The sequence below is a fragment of the Castellaniella sp. WN genome, from assembly GCF_054457555.1.
The window spans coordinates 448,475-462,168 of the sequence record NZ_JBTKZC010000002.1; the positions used below are offsets into that span (position 1 = coordinate 448,475).

At 65.7% G+C, this 13,694-nt stretch carries 13 protein-coding genes; 2 read left to right on the forward strand and 11 right to left on the reverse strand.

The features are described from left to right. Window positions 1-63: 63 nt before the first annotated feature. The 5 genes from maiA to ACTPOE_RS16025 all read right to left on the reverse strand — a co-directional run bounded on the left by maiA (window position 64) and on the right by ACTPOE_RS16025 (window position 4,651). Window positions 64-705 (reverse strand): maleylacetoacetate isomerase, encoded by a 642-nt coding sequence (gene maiA, locus ACTPOE_RS16005; protein ID WP_458873515.1) that lies wholly within the window; start codon window positions 703-705, stop codon window positions 64-66. Window positions 706-712: 7 nt separating this feature from the next. Beyond that, entirely contained in the window at window positions 713-1,732 is a 1,020-nt protein-coding gene (locus ACTPOE_RS16010; RefSeq protein ID WP_458873222.1) for a fumarylacetoacetate hydrolase family protein, read from the reverse strand. A 73-nt stretch (window positions 1,733-1,805) separates the two neighbouring features. Continuing rightward, window positions 1,806-2,786 carry a TRAP transporter substrate-binding protein gene (locus ACTPOE_RS16015; protein ID WP_458873223.1) on the reverse strand — a complete coding sequence of 327 codons (981 nt, stop codon included), beginning with the start codon at window positions 2,784-2,786 and terminating at the stop codon, window positions 1,806-1,808. Window positions 2,787-2,825: 39 nt separating this feature from the next. After that, a complete protein-coding gene (locus ACTPOE_RS16020) occupies window positions 2,826-4,103 on the reverse strand; it encodes a TRAP transporter large permease (protein ID WP_458873224.1) in 1,278 nt (425 codons plus the stop codon). Beyond that, complete coding sequence (locus ACTPOE_RS16025; protein WP_458873225.1) at window positions 4,100-4,651, reverse strand: TRAP transporter small permease; 552 nt, start codon at window positions 4,649-4,651, stop codon at window positions 4,100-4,102. The genes ACTPOE_RS16020 and ACTPOE_RS16025 overlap by 4 nt, the downstream gene beginning before the upstream one ends. Window positions 4,652-4,879: 228 nt before the next feature. On the opposite strand from ACTPOE_RS16025, the gene ACTPOE_RS16030 reads away from it, so the two are divergent. Beyond that, entirely contained in the window at window positions 4,880-5,791 is a 912-nt protein-coding gene (locus ACTPOE_RS16030; protein ID WP_458873226.1) for a LysR family transcriptional regulator, read from the forward strand. Window positions 5,792-5,836: 45 nt separating this feature from the next. Here the strand turns inward: ACTPOE_RS16030 and ACTPOE_RS16035 are convergent, their stop codons facing one another. The 3 genes from ACTPOE_RS16035 to ACTPOE_RS16045 all read right to left on the reverse strand — a co-directional run bounded on the left by ACTPOE_RS16035 (window position 5,837) and on the right by ACTPOE_RS16045 (window position 9,232). After that, window positions 5,837-7,018, reverse strand: a complete 1,182-nt coding sequence (locus ACTPOE_RS16035) for a CaiB/BaiF CoA transferase family protein (protein WP_458873227.1) — start codon at window positions 7,016-7,018, stop codon at window positions 5,837-5,839. Between the two features lie 11 nt (window positions 7,019-7,029). Next, window positions 7,030-8,190 (reverse strand): acyl-CoA dehydrogenase family protein, encoded by a 1,161-nt coding sequence (locus ACTPOE_RS16040; protein ID WP_458873228.1) that lies wholly within the window; start codon window positions 8,188-8,190, stop codon window positions 7,030-7,032. A gap of 106 nt (window positions 8,191-8,296) precedes the next feature. Beyond that, window positions 8,297-9,232 carry a LysR substrate-binding domain-containing protein gene (locus ACTPOE_RS16045; protein ID WP_458873229.1) on the reverse strand — a complete coding sequence of 312 codons (936 nt, stop codon included), beginning with the start codon at window positions 9,230-9,232 and terminating at the stop codon, window positions 8,297-8,299. A gap of 166 nt (window positions 9,233-9,398) precedes the next feature. Between ACTPOE_RS16045 and ACTPOE_RS16050 the strand changes: the two genes are divergently transcribed. Continuing rightward, window positions 9,399-10,748, forward strand: a complete 1,350-nt coding sequence (locus tag ACTPOE_RS16050) for an MmgE/PrpD family protein (RefSeq protein ID WP_458873230.1) — start codon at window positions 9,399-9,401, stop codon at window positions 10,746-10,748. Here the strand turns inward: ACTPOE_RS16050 and ACTPOE_RS16055 are convergent. From ACTPOE_RS16055 to ACTPOE_RS16065, 3 genes are read right to left on the reverse strand one after another with little or no spacing between them, the layout of a single operon-like run. Beyond that, on the reverse strand, window positions 10,743-11,582 hold the full coding sequence (locus ACTPOE_RS16055) for an HpcH/HpaI aldolase/citrate lyase family protein (RefSeq protein ID WP_458873231.1): 840 nt from the start codon (window positions 11,580-11,582) through the stop codon (window positions 10,743-10,745). The genes ACTPOE_RS16050 and ACTPOE_RS16055 overlap by 6 nt on opposite strands. A gap of 3 nt (window positions 11,583-11,585) precedes the next feature. Continuing rightward, window positions 11,586-12,422 carry an HTD2 family dehydratase gene (locus tag ACTPOE_RS16060; RefSeq protein ID WP_458873232.1) on the reverse strand — a complete coding sequence of 279 codons (837 nt, stop codon included), beginning with the start codon at window positions 12,420-12,422 and terminating at the stop codon, window positions 11,586-11,588. Then, a complete protein-coding gene (locus ACTPOE_RS16065; RefSeq protein WP_458873233.1) occupies window positions 12,419-13,645 on the reverse strand; it encodes a CaiB/BaiF CoA transferase family protein in 1,227 nt (408 codons plus the stop codon). Before ACTPOE_RS16065 ends, ACTPOE_RS16060 begins: the two co-directional genes overlap by 4 nt. Window positions 13,646-13,694 lie beyond the last annotated feature (49 nt).

A 13,694-nucleotide genomic window follows, 5' to 3' on the forward strand; every position in this document is an offset into this window, starting at 1 on the left:
GGCGGTCGCGTCACGCGCGCCGGGCCGGCGGGGCCGCGTCCCGCGTCCGCGGGCGGCGCCCCGTCACTCGGCGTCCGGCTGCGCGTCCGGATGCGCGGCCCGGAAGGCCGGCAGCGATTCGCAATGCGCCGCGATCCGTGCGATCGTCGGGAAGGCCGACAGATCCACATCATAACGGCGCGCGTTGTAGACCTGGGGTACCAGGCAGCAGTCGGCCAGGCCCGGCTCGTCGCCATGGCAGCACAAGCCCGTCGCGGGCGATCGCAACTGGTCCTCCAGCGAATGGAAGCCCAGCGCCACCCAGTGCCGGTACCAGTCGTCGCGGGCGGACTGATCGATCTTCAGTTCGTGCGCCAGCCAGCGCAGGACACGCAGGTTGTTCAGGGGATGGATGTCGCAGGCGATGTGCAGCGCCAGGGCGCGGACCCGGGCGCGGCCCGGCGCGTCGGCCGGCAGCAGGGTGGCGGGGCCGTGCGTCTCGTCCAGGTATTCCATGATCGCCAGGGACTGGGTCAGGATCCGGCCGCGTTCGTCCAGCGCCGGCACCAGGCCTTCCGGATTGCGGCGCCGGTATTCATCCCCGAACTGCTCGCCGCCATGGCGCAGCAGGTGCACCGGCACGACCCGGTAATCCAGGCCCTTCAGTCCCAGCGCGATCCGGACGCGGTAGGCCGCCGAACTGCGGAAATAGGAATAGAGCTCCAGCATGGAATCAGACTCCCGCGCGGCGCTCGACGGTCTGCTCGATGGCGCCGAAGACGTCCTCGCCCCGGGCGTCGCTCATGTGGATGCGCACCCGGTCGCCGAAACGCATGAAGGGCGTGACCGGAGCGCCGCCCTCGATGGTCTCGTACATGCGGACCTCGGCGATGCAGCAATAGCCCACGCCGCCGTTGCGGATGCTGGAGCCATGCAGCCCGCCCTGCTTGTTGGACACCGTGCCCGAGCCGATGATGGTTCCGGCCGCCAGCCGGCGCGTCCGGGCGGCATGCGCGACCAGTTGCGGGAAATTGAACGTCATGTCCCGGCCGGCGTCCGGGCAGCCGAAGGGTTCGCCGTTCAGTTCGACCCGCAGCGGCAGGTGGACCTTGCCGTCGCGCCAGGCGGGACCCAGTTCGTCGGGCGTGACGGCGACCGGGGAAAACGCGCTGGCCGGCTTGGACTGGAAGAAGCCGAAGCCCTTGGCCAGCTCTCCCGGGATCAGGCCGCGCAGGGACACGTCATTGACCAGCATCAGCAGGCGGATCGCACCGGCGGCGTCCGCCGGGCTCGCGCCCATGGGCACGTCGCCCGTGACGACGGCGACCTCGGCCTCCAGATCGATGCCCCAGTCCTCCGTGTCGGCGACGATGGGGTCGCGCGGACCGATGAAGCTGTCCGAGCCGCCCTGGTACATCAGCGGATCGGTGAAGAAGGACTCCGGCACCTGGCTGTTGCGGGCGCGGCGCACCAATTCCACGTGATTCAGGTAGGCCGAGCCGTCCGCCCACTGGTAGGCGCGCGGCAGCGGCGAATGGCAGGCCGCCGGATCGAAGGGGCGCGCGGCGCCGTCCTGGCCCGAATCGAGCCGGTCGGCGGCGGCGCGCAGGGCCGGCAGGCAGGCATCCCAGTCGTCCAGCGCCGCCTGCAGGGTGGGCGCGATCTCGGGCACGGCGACGCACTGCGTCAGATCCCGGGACACGACGACCAGGCGGCCGTCGCGCGACTCGTTTTTCAAGGTGGCAAGCTTCATGGGGACTCCGGTTGCCCGGGCCGCCGAGGCGTGCCCGGAACGCGGGGCGGCGGCCCCGCGCGCAAGGGCTGGCTTACTTCAGTTCGGCCTGGACCTGGTCGAACAGATCCTGGCCCACGCTGGGGATGAACATCTTCCACACCGGCTGGACGCGTTCGCGCATGCGGTCATGCTCGGCGTCGCTGACCTCGCTGATTTCCATGCCGTGCTTGGCCATGGTTTCCTTGGCCGACTGCGCCTGGGCGCGCGCCACCTGGCGCTGGTAGGTCCGGGCCTCGACGGCGGAATCCTTCAGGATCTTCCGCTGGTCCGGCGTGAGCTTGTCCCAGAAGGCCTTGGACACCAGCGGAACGAAGGCGCCGTAGCTGTGGCGCGTGATGGACAGGTATTTCTGCACTTCGTAGAGCTTGAGCGCGGCGATCACGGCGTTGGGCGTGCCCTGGCCGTCGATGGTGCGGGTCTCCAGCGCGGTGTAGAGTTCGGGCACCGCCAGCGGCACCGGATTGGCGCCCAGGGCCTTGATGGTCTCCTGGGTGATCTTCGCCTGGATCGACCGGAACTTCAGGCCCTCGAAGTCCTCGACCCTGGCGATCGGATGCTTGCTGTTGGTGGCGTTGAAAAAGCCGTTTTCCCAATACGCCAGGCCCACCAGCCCGTGCGCGGGCAGGGTCTCCAGCAACTGCTGGCCCACCGGACCGTCCAGCACCTTCTCCGCCTGTTCGCTGTTCTTGAACAGGAAGGGGAAATCGAGGATCTCGTAGGCCTTGACCATGCCGGTCAGGGTGGTGGTCTGGGGCACGGTGAACTCGATCGTACCGCCCTGCAGGGCGGAGGTCACCTGCACGTCGTTGCCCAGCGCGCCGCTGTAATAGGGCTTGATGTCGATTTCGCCATGGCTCTTGGCCTTGACCAGTTCGACGAACTTGGCCACGCCCTGGCCCTGGTGGGATTTTTCCGGCAGGGTCACGGCGAATTTCGCGGTGACGGCCGCCCAGGCGGAGCCGGACAGTGTCGCGGCCAGCAGGCCGACGAGCAGGGTGGTGCGGATTTTCATGGGATGTCTCCTTGGTGGAATCGGACGGGGCGCCGGGCGCTAGCGCCACCATTGGGCGGGCACGGTCACCAGTTCGGGGAACAGGATCAGGGCGATCAGCAGCGAGACCAGGGCCAGCAGGAACGGCCCGATGCCGCGCGTGGCCTGGGCCATGGACACCTTGCCTACGGAGCTGACGACGTTCAGCACCACGCCCACGGGCGGCGTGATCATGCCGATCGAGCAGTTCATGATGAAGATCACGCCGAAATAGACGGGATCGATGTCGGCCGCCTGCACGATCGGCAGGAATACCGGCGTGAAGATCAGCACGATGGGGATGAAGTCCAGCACCATGCCGGCGAAGAACACCACGACCATCATGGCGGCCATCAGGACCATCGGATGATCCGACAGCCCCTGCAGCCAGCCGCCCACCTGGCCGGAGATGTCGGTGATGGTGATCATGTAGGACGCGACCATCGCCAGCGCGGCCAGCAGCAGCACGACCGAGGTCGTCTGCGCCGTGGACAGCAGGCATTCGTAGACCTTGCGCCAGTTCAGTTCCCGGTACACCGCCAAACCGACGAACAGCGCGTAGGCGGCCGCCACCACGGCGGACTCGGTCGGCGTGAAGATCCCGAAGCGCAGGCCGCCGATGATGATGACCGGCAGCATCAGCGCCCAGCCGCCCTGCCCCAGCAGGCGCAGCCGCTGCCCCCAGGGCACGCGGGGCGTCAGCGCCGCCTTCTGCCGCCGGGCGACGAACCACCAGGCCACGGTCAGGAACAGTCCCATCAGGACGCCGGGCACGATCCCGGCCAGGAACAGGCGGGTGATCGATACATTGGCCACCACGCCGAAGATCAGGAAGCCGATCGACGGCGGGATGACCGGCGCGATGATGCCGCTGGCGGCCATCAGGCCGCAGGCGCGCGCGGGGTCGTAGCCGGCCTGGCGCATCATCGGCACCAGGATGGCCGCCAGCGCCGCCGTGTCCGCCACGGCGGAGCCCGAGAGGCTGGCGAGCAGGATGCCGGCGCAGATCGCCACGTAGCCCAGGCCGCCGCGCAGGTGGCCGACAAAGGCGCTGGCCATGTCGACGATGCGTTTGGACAGCCCGCCCGCGTTCATGAATTCGCCCGCCAGGATGAAGAACGGCACGGCCATCAGCACGAAATTGTCGGCTCCGGAGATGGCGTTCTGCACCACGATCTGGGCGTCGAACTGCCCGGTCAGCAGCATCAGCGCCACCCCGGCGAACATCAGGGCGAAGGCGATCGGCAGGCCCAGCGCGATCAGGCCCAGCAGCGAGCCGAGGAAGACGAGCGCGGTCATTTCGCCTCCTTCGCGGATTCATCTTCAATGCGCTCGGCCAGTCCCTCGATGCGGTCGGCCAGGTCTTCGGTCAGGCCGTCGTCGATGCCGATCAGCGCCCGGCGGATGTTGTTGCAGACCGGGAAGATCAGCGCCACCCCGAACACCAGCGCCGTCCCGTACAGCCAGGCATAGGAAATGCCCAGGACCGGGTAGGTGTTGCCCAGGTTGATCACGGTCTGGCGCCAGCCGCCGACGATGAATATCCCGCAGCCGGCCAGGATCAGCGCACCGGTGAAGACCACCAGCGCCCGGCGCACGCGGGGCCCGACAGCCCGCTGCAGCGTGTCGAAGCCGATGTGGATGCGCCGCGCCGAGGCCAGGACCGCGCCCATGAAGATCAGCCAGACGAACAGCAGGCGCGACAGTTCCTCGGAAATGGCGATGCCGGAATTGAAGGCGTAGCGCAGCACGACGTTGCCGAAGACCAGGATGCCCATGATCGCCAGGCAGGCGACGATCAGGATCTCGAAGCCCCGAACGATCAGGCGGGCGGCATGATGGATCATCGGTGTTCACCCCAAGGGAACCTCTGAACAAGTCGAGCGGTGCGCGGGCGCTGCGGATCGGGATGGAATTTCAGAGGTTCCCTTGGGGAAGGCATGGCGTTGTCTCCGGTCCGGATGCTGGATGCCGGCGCGGCAGCGCCAGCGCATCCTTGTGATCGATGCCCCATTAGACGCAGTTTCCAGTTATCATTCAAACAGTTTTTATTCATCGATTCATAGGGTGATCCGATGGAAGTAACACTGCGCCAATTGCGCGCCTTCACGGCGCTGGCCCGCACCGGGGGCTTCACCCGGGCGGCCGAATCCCTGCACATCACCCAGTCGGCCCTGAGCGGTCTGATCAAGGAACTGGAATCCCAGCTGGGCGTGCGCCTGGTGGACCGCAACACCCGCCGCATCCAGCTGTCGGAGGTCGGACGCGAATTCCATTCCGTCGCCACCCGCATCCTGCGCGATCTGGACGGCGCGCTGGAGAACATCGACAACCTCAAGCGCCTGCGGCGCGGCATCGTGCGCATCGCCGCCCCTCAGCTGATGGCCAGCACCCTGATTCCGGAGGTCATCGCCAGCTTTCGCCGGGAACACCCCGACATCCAGGTCCACCTCCTGGACTGCGCGGTCGAGAACGCCATCACTCAGGCAATGCGCGGCGAAGTGGATGTCAGCATCGGCCCCCACCGCGAAGGACTGGCCGAGCTGTCGGCCGACCCCCTGTTCGACCTGCCCTTCATGGCCGTGTTTCCGCCCGGCCACCCGCTGGAATCGCTCAAGCGCATCCGCTGGACCGACCTGATGCGCTATCCCCTGATCGCCCTGCAGGGCCAGTTCACCGACCGGCTGGCCCTGGACCTGTACCGGATGGCCGACATTCCCGCCATCCACCCCAGCCACGAAGTGGCCTTCATGAGCACCGCCCTCAGCATGGTCAGCGCGGGGCTGGGCGTGACGGCGGGGCTACCCTACGCGCGGACCCTGGTGGACCTGTACGGCCTGCGCATGCGCCCGCTGCAGGATCCGGTGATCCGCCGCCAGTTCTTCATCTACAGCCGCCTGCACGCCAGCCCGCCGCCGGCCACCCAGGCCTTCGTGCGGCACCTGCACGAGCACGTGGGGGAGCGGGATTGGGGGAATCCGGGATGACATCGGCGCGCGCGCCTGTTCTTTCCCGCTGATTGGCCGTCCTGGTCACGACAGGACACCCGCCGCATGCAAAGCCGCGATCCTTTGCCCATCAAACCCGAGTTCACGCAGGATCGCGTCCGTGTGCTCTCCCAATGCGGGAACGGCGCCCAAGCGAACGTCGCCGGCATCCGCGGCCCCAGGCGGCAACAGGGCGGGCAGGCGGCCCACCGGGCTCTGGATTTCGACCCAGCGCTTGCGGGCATGCAGCTGCGGGTGCCGCCAGACCTCGGCCATCTCGTTGAGATGCGCGCTGGCAATGCGGGCGGCCTCCAGGCGTTGCGCCACTTCGTCGGCCGTCCAGGCAGAAAACGTCTGCTCAATGAGCTGTTTCAGCGCAACGCGGGAGGCCACACGGCGGGAATTCGATGAAAAACGGGCATCATCCGCCAGCTCCGGCAATTCCAGGACCTGCTCACAGAAAATCCGCCATTCCCGCTCATTCTGCAGGCCCAGGATGACGGCCTTTCCGTCACCCGCCGTGAACGGACCATACGGATAGATCGTGGCATGCGAAGCGCCATTGCGGGGGGGCGGGGGCGCGCCTTCGAAGCTGTAATACATGGGGTAGCTCATCCACTCGCCCATGCTCTCGAGCATCGACACCTCGATCCGCCGACCTTTGCCGGTCTTGCCGCGCTGAAGCAAGGCGGCCAAAATGCTGCTGTATGCATACATTCCCGCGGAAATATCCGCGATCGAGCACCCGGCTTTGGCCGGCGCGTCGGGGGATCCAGTCACCGACAGAAATCCGGACTCGCTCTGGATCAACAGGTCATAAGCCTTCTTGTCACGATAGGGACCCGTATCGCCATACCCGGAGATATCGCAAACGATCAGCCCCGGGTAACGCTCATGCAAGGCATCGAATGACAGCCCCAATCTGGATGCCGCGCCAGGCGCGAGATTCTGGACAAGAACGTCCGCCCCGGACAAGAGCTTCTCGAAAATCTCGGCGGCTGCCGCCTGTTTCACGTCCAAGGCGAGGCTTTCCTTGGAGCGGTTGGTCCAGACGAAGTGCGATGACAAGCCGCGCACTCGCTCATCATAGTGACGTGCGAAGTCGCCGCTGCCAGGTCTTTCGATTTTGATGACCCGGGCCCCCAGGTCGGCCAGCTGGCGCGTGCAGAACGGCGCGGCAATGGCATGCTCCAGCGTGATGACGGTAATGTCCTCCAAGGGCAACATCGCGCGCTCCCTCAGAACGACCGTGGCATGCCGAGCACATGCTGGCCGACATAGGACAGAATCAGATTCGTGGAAATCGGCGCGACTTGATAGAGGCGGGTCTCCCGGAATTTTCTTTCCACATCGTACTCACAGGCGAAACCGAAACCGCCATGCGACTGCAAGCAGGCATTGGCAGCCTCCCAAGAGGCTTCCGCGGCCAGCATCTTCGCCATGTTCGCCTGTGCGCCGCAATCCTGATGCGCATCGAACAAGGCGCATGCCTGATAACGCATCAGGCTGGCCGCCTCCACATTCACATAGGCACGCGCAATGGGAAACTGAACTCCCTGATTCTGGCCGATAGGACGTCCGAAGACGATGCGTTGACCGACATACTTGCTGGCGCGGTCCACGAACCAATAACCATCGCCAATACACTCCGCCGCTATGAGCGTGCGCTCGGCATTCAACCCGTCCAGAATGTATTTGAATCCCTTGCCTTCCTCGCCGATCAGATTTTCCTCGGGAATTTCGAGATCCTCGAAGAAAAGCTCATTGGTCTCGTGATTGACCATGTTCGGGATCGGCCGGACCGTCAGGCCCTTGCCGATGGCTGAATGCAGGTCCACCATGAAGATCGACATGCCCTCGGATTTCTTGCGCACCTGATCGAGCGGCGTGGTCCGCGCCAGGAGGATCATCAGATCGGAATGCTGGACCCGCGAAATCCATACCTTCTGCCCGTTCACCACATACCGCCCGTCCTTGCGCACGGCCGTGGTCTTGAGCTTCGTGGTGTCGGTGCCGGTGGTGGGCTCAGTGACCGCCATGGACTGCAGCCGCAATTCGCCCGATGCGATCTTGGGCAGCCACTGGCGTTTCTGGGCTTCCGAACCGTGGCGCAGGATCGTGCCCATGTTGTACATCTGCCCGTGGCAGGCGCCCGAATTGCCGCCGGCCCGGTTGATTTCCTCCATGATGACGGAGGCTTCGGTCAGGCCCAGGCCCGAACCGCCGTATTCCTGGGGAATCAGCGCGGCAAGCCAGCCGGCCTTCGTCAGCGCATCGACGAACTCGGCAGGATAGCCGCGTTCGTGGTCGATACGGCGAAAATATTCATCTCCGAACTGGGAACACAAGTCTCTGACCGCATCCCGAATGTCCCGAAACTGTTCCTGACTGCTGACCATGGATCATCCCTCTCCGTCAATACGCGGCACGCTGCGCCAACGATGCTGACATCTAGAGTGAAGGAAACCACGGAGCCTGACAATTCGGTTTTTACAAACCGCGTCTTTATCCGATCTGAAGGTCGGGATCTTCCTGATAGTCCTCGGCGTTCGAATCCCGGACCAGCAGATCCACCAGTTCCTGGGAGAAAACAGGCAATTCCGCCGCCTCCTGGATGCAGATGTGCAACTGCCTCAGGGCCCATCCGTCCGTCAGGTGCATGATCTTCAACGGCAAGACCTGGACATAGCGCCGCGCGGCGGTCTCGGGGATGACCCCGATCCCCACCTGGGCCGCGATCAGCCGGCAGGAAGTCTCGAAATTGCTGACCTCCACACGCAGACGCAGGAAACGGCCGTTGTCCTCGGCGGCGGCCAACAGGAACGAGTGGATCGCGCTGGATTCCGCCAGGCTGACAAAATCGTAGTCCAGGACGCTGGCAAAACTGTGGGCATTTTTCCTGGCGAGCGGATGGTCCCGATGAGCCACCAGCACCAGGCGGTCGGTTCGGTAGGGAAGGAACCTCACGCCCGCGCCCCCGCTGCCTTGCGCCGTGATGCCGATGTCGGCCGCGCCCTCGGCGACGGCCTTGACGACCTGGTAGCTCAGGCGCTCGCGGAGTTCGATATTGACGTCGGGGTGGTCCACCAGATAGCGCTCCAGCGCCGCGGGCACGAATTCGTTCATCGCCGTCGTATTGGCATAGATCCGGACACGCCCCTTGACCCCCCGGGCGTATTCCTGGATGTCGCCACGCAGGTGCTGCAGCTGGTGCAGGACAATGCGCGCATGGCGGACGAAGGCTTCGCCCGCTGGCGTCAGCGTGACCCCCTGACTGGTGCGATACAGCAGGGCGGTCCCCAGGTAGCCCTCGAGGTTCTTCACGCGATTGCTGGCGGCAGGCAGGGACAGAAACGTGTGTTCCGCCGCCTTGGTGAGGCTCAGGGCGCTTGCCACGTTCACCAGCAGCTGCATGTCGGTCAGATCGAAATGGGAGGCCATAACCGGCGGATCTCCTCCAGACTGATTAAGCCGCTCTTCAATAAACAAAAATAGGCAACCCTGCGGCAAAGGTGCACAGTCGTGCCGAGGAAAGCCGATGGCGTGCGGGCGCATGCCATCACGTCCTGCTTGCCCGTACCAGACCCGATGCCCCCGAGGAAATACGATGCCACATCCCAGCGCCGAGCTGACGCGCTTTGCCGCCGACCTGCAGTTTCATGATATCCCCGAGCCCGTGCTCCGCCGCACGGAAGACCTGCTCCTGGACTGTCTGGCGTCTATTCTAGCCGGTTCCGGCAGCAGGGCCGTTCAGACTCTCGCCCAGTATGCCCAGGCCATGGGACCGGCCGACGGCCCTGCGCAGGACATGGTCCGCCGCCAGGGAACCAGCGCCCTGTTCGCCACGATGGTCAATGCGGCTGCCGCGCACATGGTGGAACAGGACGACGTGCACAATGGCTCGGTCTTCCACCCGGCCGCCGTGGTCTTCCCGCCGGCCATGGCCATGGCCCAGGCCCTCGGGCGCTCGGGCAAGGATTTCCTGCTGGCGGCCGTGACGGGCTACGAAACCGGCATCCGGATCGGGGAATACCTCGGCCGTCCACACTACGAGATCTTCCACACGACCGGCACCGCAGGAACCCTGGCCGCGGCGATGGCCACTGGCAAGCTCCTCGATCTGAACAGCCAACAAATGCTGCACGCGCTGGGCTCCGCCGGCACCCAGGCCGCGGGCCTGTGGGAATTCCTGCGCGACGCCGCCGACTCCAAACAGTTGCACACGGCCAAGGCGGGAAGCGACGGCCTGATGGCCGCTTGGCTGGCCGGAAAGGGCTTCACGGGGGCCTCTCACATCCTGGAGGGAGCCCAGGGCATGGCGGCGGGCATGTCGCGGGACTGCGATCCGGCGCGCCTCACGGACGGGCTGGGCAGTCGCTGGACGGTGCTGGAGACCTCGTTCAAATACCATGCATCATGCCGACATACCCATCCCGCCGCAGATGCGCTGCTGGCGGTGATGCGGACCCACGGCCTGCGCATCGGCGACATCGAGTCCGTCGTGGCGCACGTCCACCAGGGCGCCATCGACGTGCTCGGCCCGGTGACCAACCCCACCACCGTCCACCAGTCCAAATTCTCCATGGGCACGGTGCTGGCCCTGATCGCGCGCCACCGGCGCGCGGGCCTGACGGAATTCGATGAGGACCTGCACGATCCCGAGATCAGGGATTTCTGCCGAAGGGTCTCGATGCGGCTGGACCCTGAAGTCGATGCGGCGTACCCGCGCCAATGGATCGGAAAGGTGAGCGTCACCACCCGGCAGGGCGCGACGCTGACGGGCCGCGTGGACACCCCGAAGGGCGACCCGGAGAACACGCTCAACCGCACGGAACTGGAAGACAAGGCGCGGCGCCTGGGCGCCTATCAGGACGCAGCCACACCCGAAACGATCGACCGGCTGATCGCCAGGGTCTGGGACCTGGAGAACAGCCCCCGGATCGACCGTTTCCTATGAGGCCCCGGGAGCCCGTGCGAGTATCCGCCGGGCCTCCTGAATCACCGGCAGGTCGATCATCCGGCCGTCCAGCTTGAATGTCTGCTTGCCGGCAGCCACTTCGGCCATGACGCGCGATGCCCATTCCAGTTCGCGCGGTGCGGGAACGAACGCCTTGTGCACCTCCGCGACCTGGGCCGGATGAATGCACAGCATCCCGCCAAAGCCCATGTCGCAGGCATGACGCGCCATCCGTCCCAGCCCGGCGGCATCCGAGAAATCCGCGTGGATCCCGTCGAGCGGCGCCGCCAGCCCATGGACACGGCTGGCCAGCAGCAGGGTGCTCCGGACATGGTCAAGCAGCACGGCCGCCGCCGGCGTGCCAGACGTCACCCCGAGATCCAGCATCAGGTCCAGTGAGCCGAAGATCAGCCGGGCGACACCGGGCGCGTCTGCAATGTCCTGCAGATTGTGCAGCCCCCTGGCGCTCTCAATGATGGGGAAGACCGGCTTGCCGGCTGCCACAACGCGAGCCAGCTGCGCCGCTGTTTCCGTCTTGGGCAGCACGATGCCGCCGACATGAGCCAGACTGCGGCAGGCTGCAAGATCCGCGGCATGCCAACTCGTGTCCGGCCCATTGATCCGCACCAGCCAGGGGGCGGGATTTCCTGTATCCGGTACGGGCACGAACTGGCGCAGAGTCTCCCGGGCGGAGTCCTTGGCCGAAGCTTCCACGGCATCTTCCAGGTCGATGATCACCGCATCGGCGCCACTGGCCCGGGCCTTTGCAAAGCGTTCGGGGCGCGTGGCGGGAACGAAGAGGGCGGTCCTGAGGGTCTGAAACGTATGCTGCATGGCTCAATCTCCGAAACGGACGTCGGCCCGATGTGCCAGCATGCCGTCCTGCTCCGCCCAGAGCTCCGCCGCATCGGGGGCATCGAGTCTGCCCGCCACCTGGAACGCCGCGGGCGAGATCAGGGGCCTGAGGCCACGGTAGGCAAAAGACTGGACCCGGCGATCCGGATGCGCTCGGCGCAACGCGCGCAGCATCATCGTCGCGATCAGCGGGCCATGGACCACGAGGCCCGGATAGCCTTCCACCTCGCGCACGTAAGGATCATCATAATGGATCCGGTGGCCGTTGAAGGTGACGGCTGAATATCGGAACAGCATCACGGGATCGGGCCGGATCGTCTCGCGCCAGTCCGATGCCGGCGCGGGCTGCGTGCCCACCAGAACGGGCGGGGAAGGCTCGCGGTACACGATGTCCTGCACTTCCTGGATACACAGCCCCCCTCCCTGGCGGTACTCATGCTCGACGGTGACGAACAGCAACTTGCCCGTACGACCCACCTTCTCGACGATATTGGCCACAGTGGAACGACGCTCGGCTTGCCGCCCCGCCATGAGCGGCTGGAGGAATCGGACGCGACCGCCCGCCCACATGCGATTGCGGTTGTCGGCCAGCGGAGGCAGGAATCCGCCTCCGCGAGGATGACCATCGGCCCCAAGAACTTCATGAGGCTGCCCCCGGACGAAAAACGCCCAGTGCCACAGGTCCGGCAACGCCCCGCCCTCGGCGGGCGGTGTATCTCCGAGGCTCAGCGCGACCCGTTCGGCATGGCCACCATCCATGTGATCGACGCAGGTTTCCGTACGGCCGACCCACGCGGCAACAGAAGTGCGCTGACTCATTCCAGGCTCCCCGGAGCGCTGGTCCGGCCCTGGCCGTCCAGACCGAATTCGGCCAGGATTTCTGCCGTGTGCTCTCCCAGCAAGGGGGGCGCCATGCGATACATGACCGGAGTCTCGGAATAGCGGATCGGGCTTGCGACCGTCGGGACTTCCCCCGCCAGCGGATGCGGCAGCATCCGCCAGATCTGACGGTGCCGCACCTGCTCATTCCGAAATACCTGCTCCAGGTTGTTGATCGGACCGCACGGGACGCCGGCCGCCTGCAGTTCAGCCACCCACTCGTCCCTGCCCCGGGTGCGCATGATGGCCTCGAGTTCCGCAATCAGCGCGACACGATTCCTGAGCCGCTGGCTGTTGTTCGCATAGTCGGGATGCGTGCCGAGGTCCGGGCGGCCGATCACGCCGCAGTAGGCCCGATACTGCGCGTCATTGCCGGTGGCCACGATGAGTTCTCCGTCCCGCGCCTCGAAAACCTGATAGGGCACGACATTCTGGTGCGCATTGCCGGCACGGCGCGGCGCGACGCCCGAAGTCATGTAGTTGAGGTTCTGGTTGGCCAGCATGGCCACATGGCAGTCCAGAAGCGACAGGTCGATGTGCTGCCCCAGCCCGCTGCGATGCCGCTCGTGCAAGGCACCGAGGATAGCCACGGTGGCGTACATGCCGGTGATGATGTCGGTCACGGCCACCCCCGCCTTCTGGGGTCCCCCGCCCGGGCGGTCGTCACGCTCGCCGGTGATGCTCATGAGCCCGCCCATCCCCTGGATGACGAAGTCATAGCCCGGCATCGGCGCCAGGGGGCCGGTCTGCCCAAAGCCTGTGATCGAACAATAGATCAGGGCGGGATTGACGGCCCTGAGGGAGTCATAGTCCAGACCATACTTCTTCAGCCCGCCCACTTTGAAGTTTTCCACCAGCACATCGCACTGTGCGGCCATTTCCCGGATCCGCTCGGCACCTTCCGCCGTGCCGAGATCGATCGCGACGGAGCGCTTGTTGCGATTGGTGCTCAGGTAGTAGGCTGCCTCGCTGGTGTCCCCGCCCTGGCCGTCCTTGAGAAAGGGAGGCCCCCAGCTGCGCGTGTCGTCTCCACCTGCCGGCCTTTCGACCTTGATGACATCCGCGCCGAGATCGGCGAGATTCTGAGTACACCAAGGACCGGCCAGTATCCTGGAAAGATCCAGCACCCTCACGCCGTCCAGGGGCGTCTTTCTGTCATTCATCCCTATACTCCTGCATGCTCAATCTGTCGGATCACACCGCACTCCGCGC

Coding starts and splice junctions, on each gene's coding strand:
- ACTPOE_RS16010 (WP_458873222.1), bottom strand. CDS start 1,732: ATGAAGCTTGCCACCTTGAAAAACGAGTCGCGCGACGGCCGCCTGGTC.
- ACTPOE_RS16015 (WP_458873223.1), bottom strand. CDS start 2,786: ATGAAAATCCGCACCACCCTGCTCGTCGGCCTGCTGGCCGCGACACTG.
- ACTPOE_RS16020 (WP_458873224.1), bottom strand. CDS start 4,103: ATGACCGCGCTCGTCTTCCTCGGCTCGCTGCTGGGCCTGATCGCGCTG.
- ACTPOE_RS16025 (WP_458873225.1), bottom strand. CDS start 4,651: ATGATCCATCATGCCGCCCGCCTGATCGTTCGGGGCTTCGAGATCCTG.
- ACTPOE_RS16030 (WP_458873226.1), top strand. CDS start 4,880: ATGGAAGTAACACTGCGCCAATTGCGCGCCTTCACGGCGCTGGCCCGC.
- ACTPOE_RS16035 (WP_458873227.1), bottom strand. CDS start 7,018: ATGTTGCCCTTGGAGGACATTACCGTCATCACGCTGGAGCATGCCATT.
- ACTPOE_RS16040 (WP_458873228.1), bottom strand. CDS start 8,190: ATGGTCAGCAGTCAGGAACAGTTTCGGGACATTCGGGATGCGGTCAGA.
- ACTPOE_RS16045 (WP_458873229.1), bottom strand. CDS start 9,232: ATGGCCTCCCATTTCGATCTGACCGACATGCAGCTGCTGGTGAACGTG.
- ACTPOE_RS16050 (WP_458873230.1), top strand. CDS start 9,399: ATGCCACATCCCAGCGCCGAGCTGACGCGCTTTGCCGCCGACCTGCAG.
- ACTPOE_RS16055 (WP_458873231.1), bottom strand. CDS start 11,582: ATGCAGCATACGTTTCAGACCCTCAGGACCGCCCTCTTCGTTCCCGCC.
- ACTPOE_RS16060 (WP_458873232.1), bottom strand. CDS start 12,422: ATGAGTCAGCGCACTTCTGTTGCCGCGTGGGTCGGCCGTACGGAAACC.
- ACTPOE_RS16065 (WP_458873233.1), bottom strand. CDS start 13,645: ATGAATGACAGAAAGACGCCCCTGGACGGCGTGAGGGTGCTGGATCTT.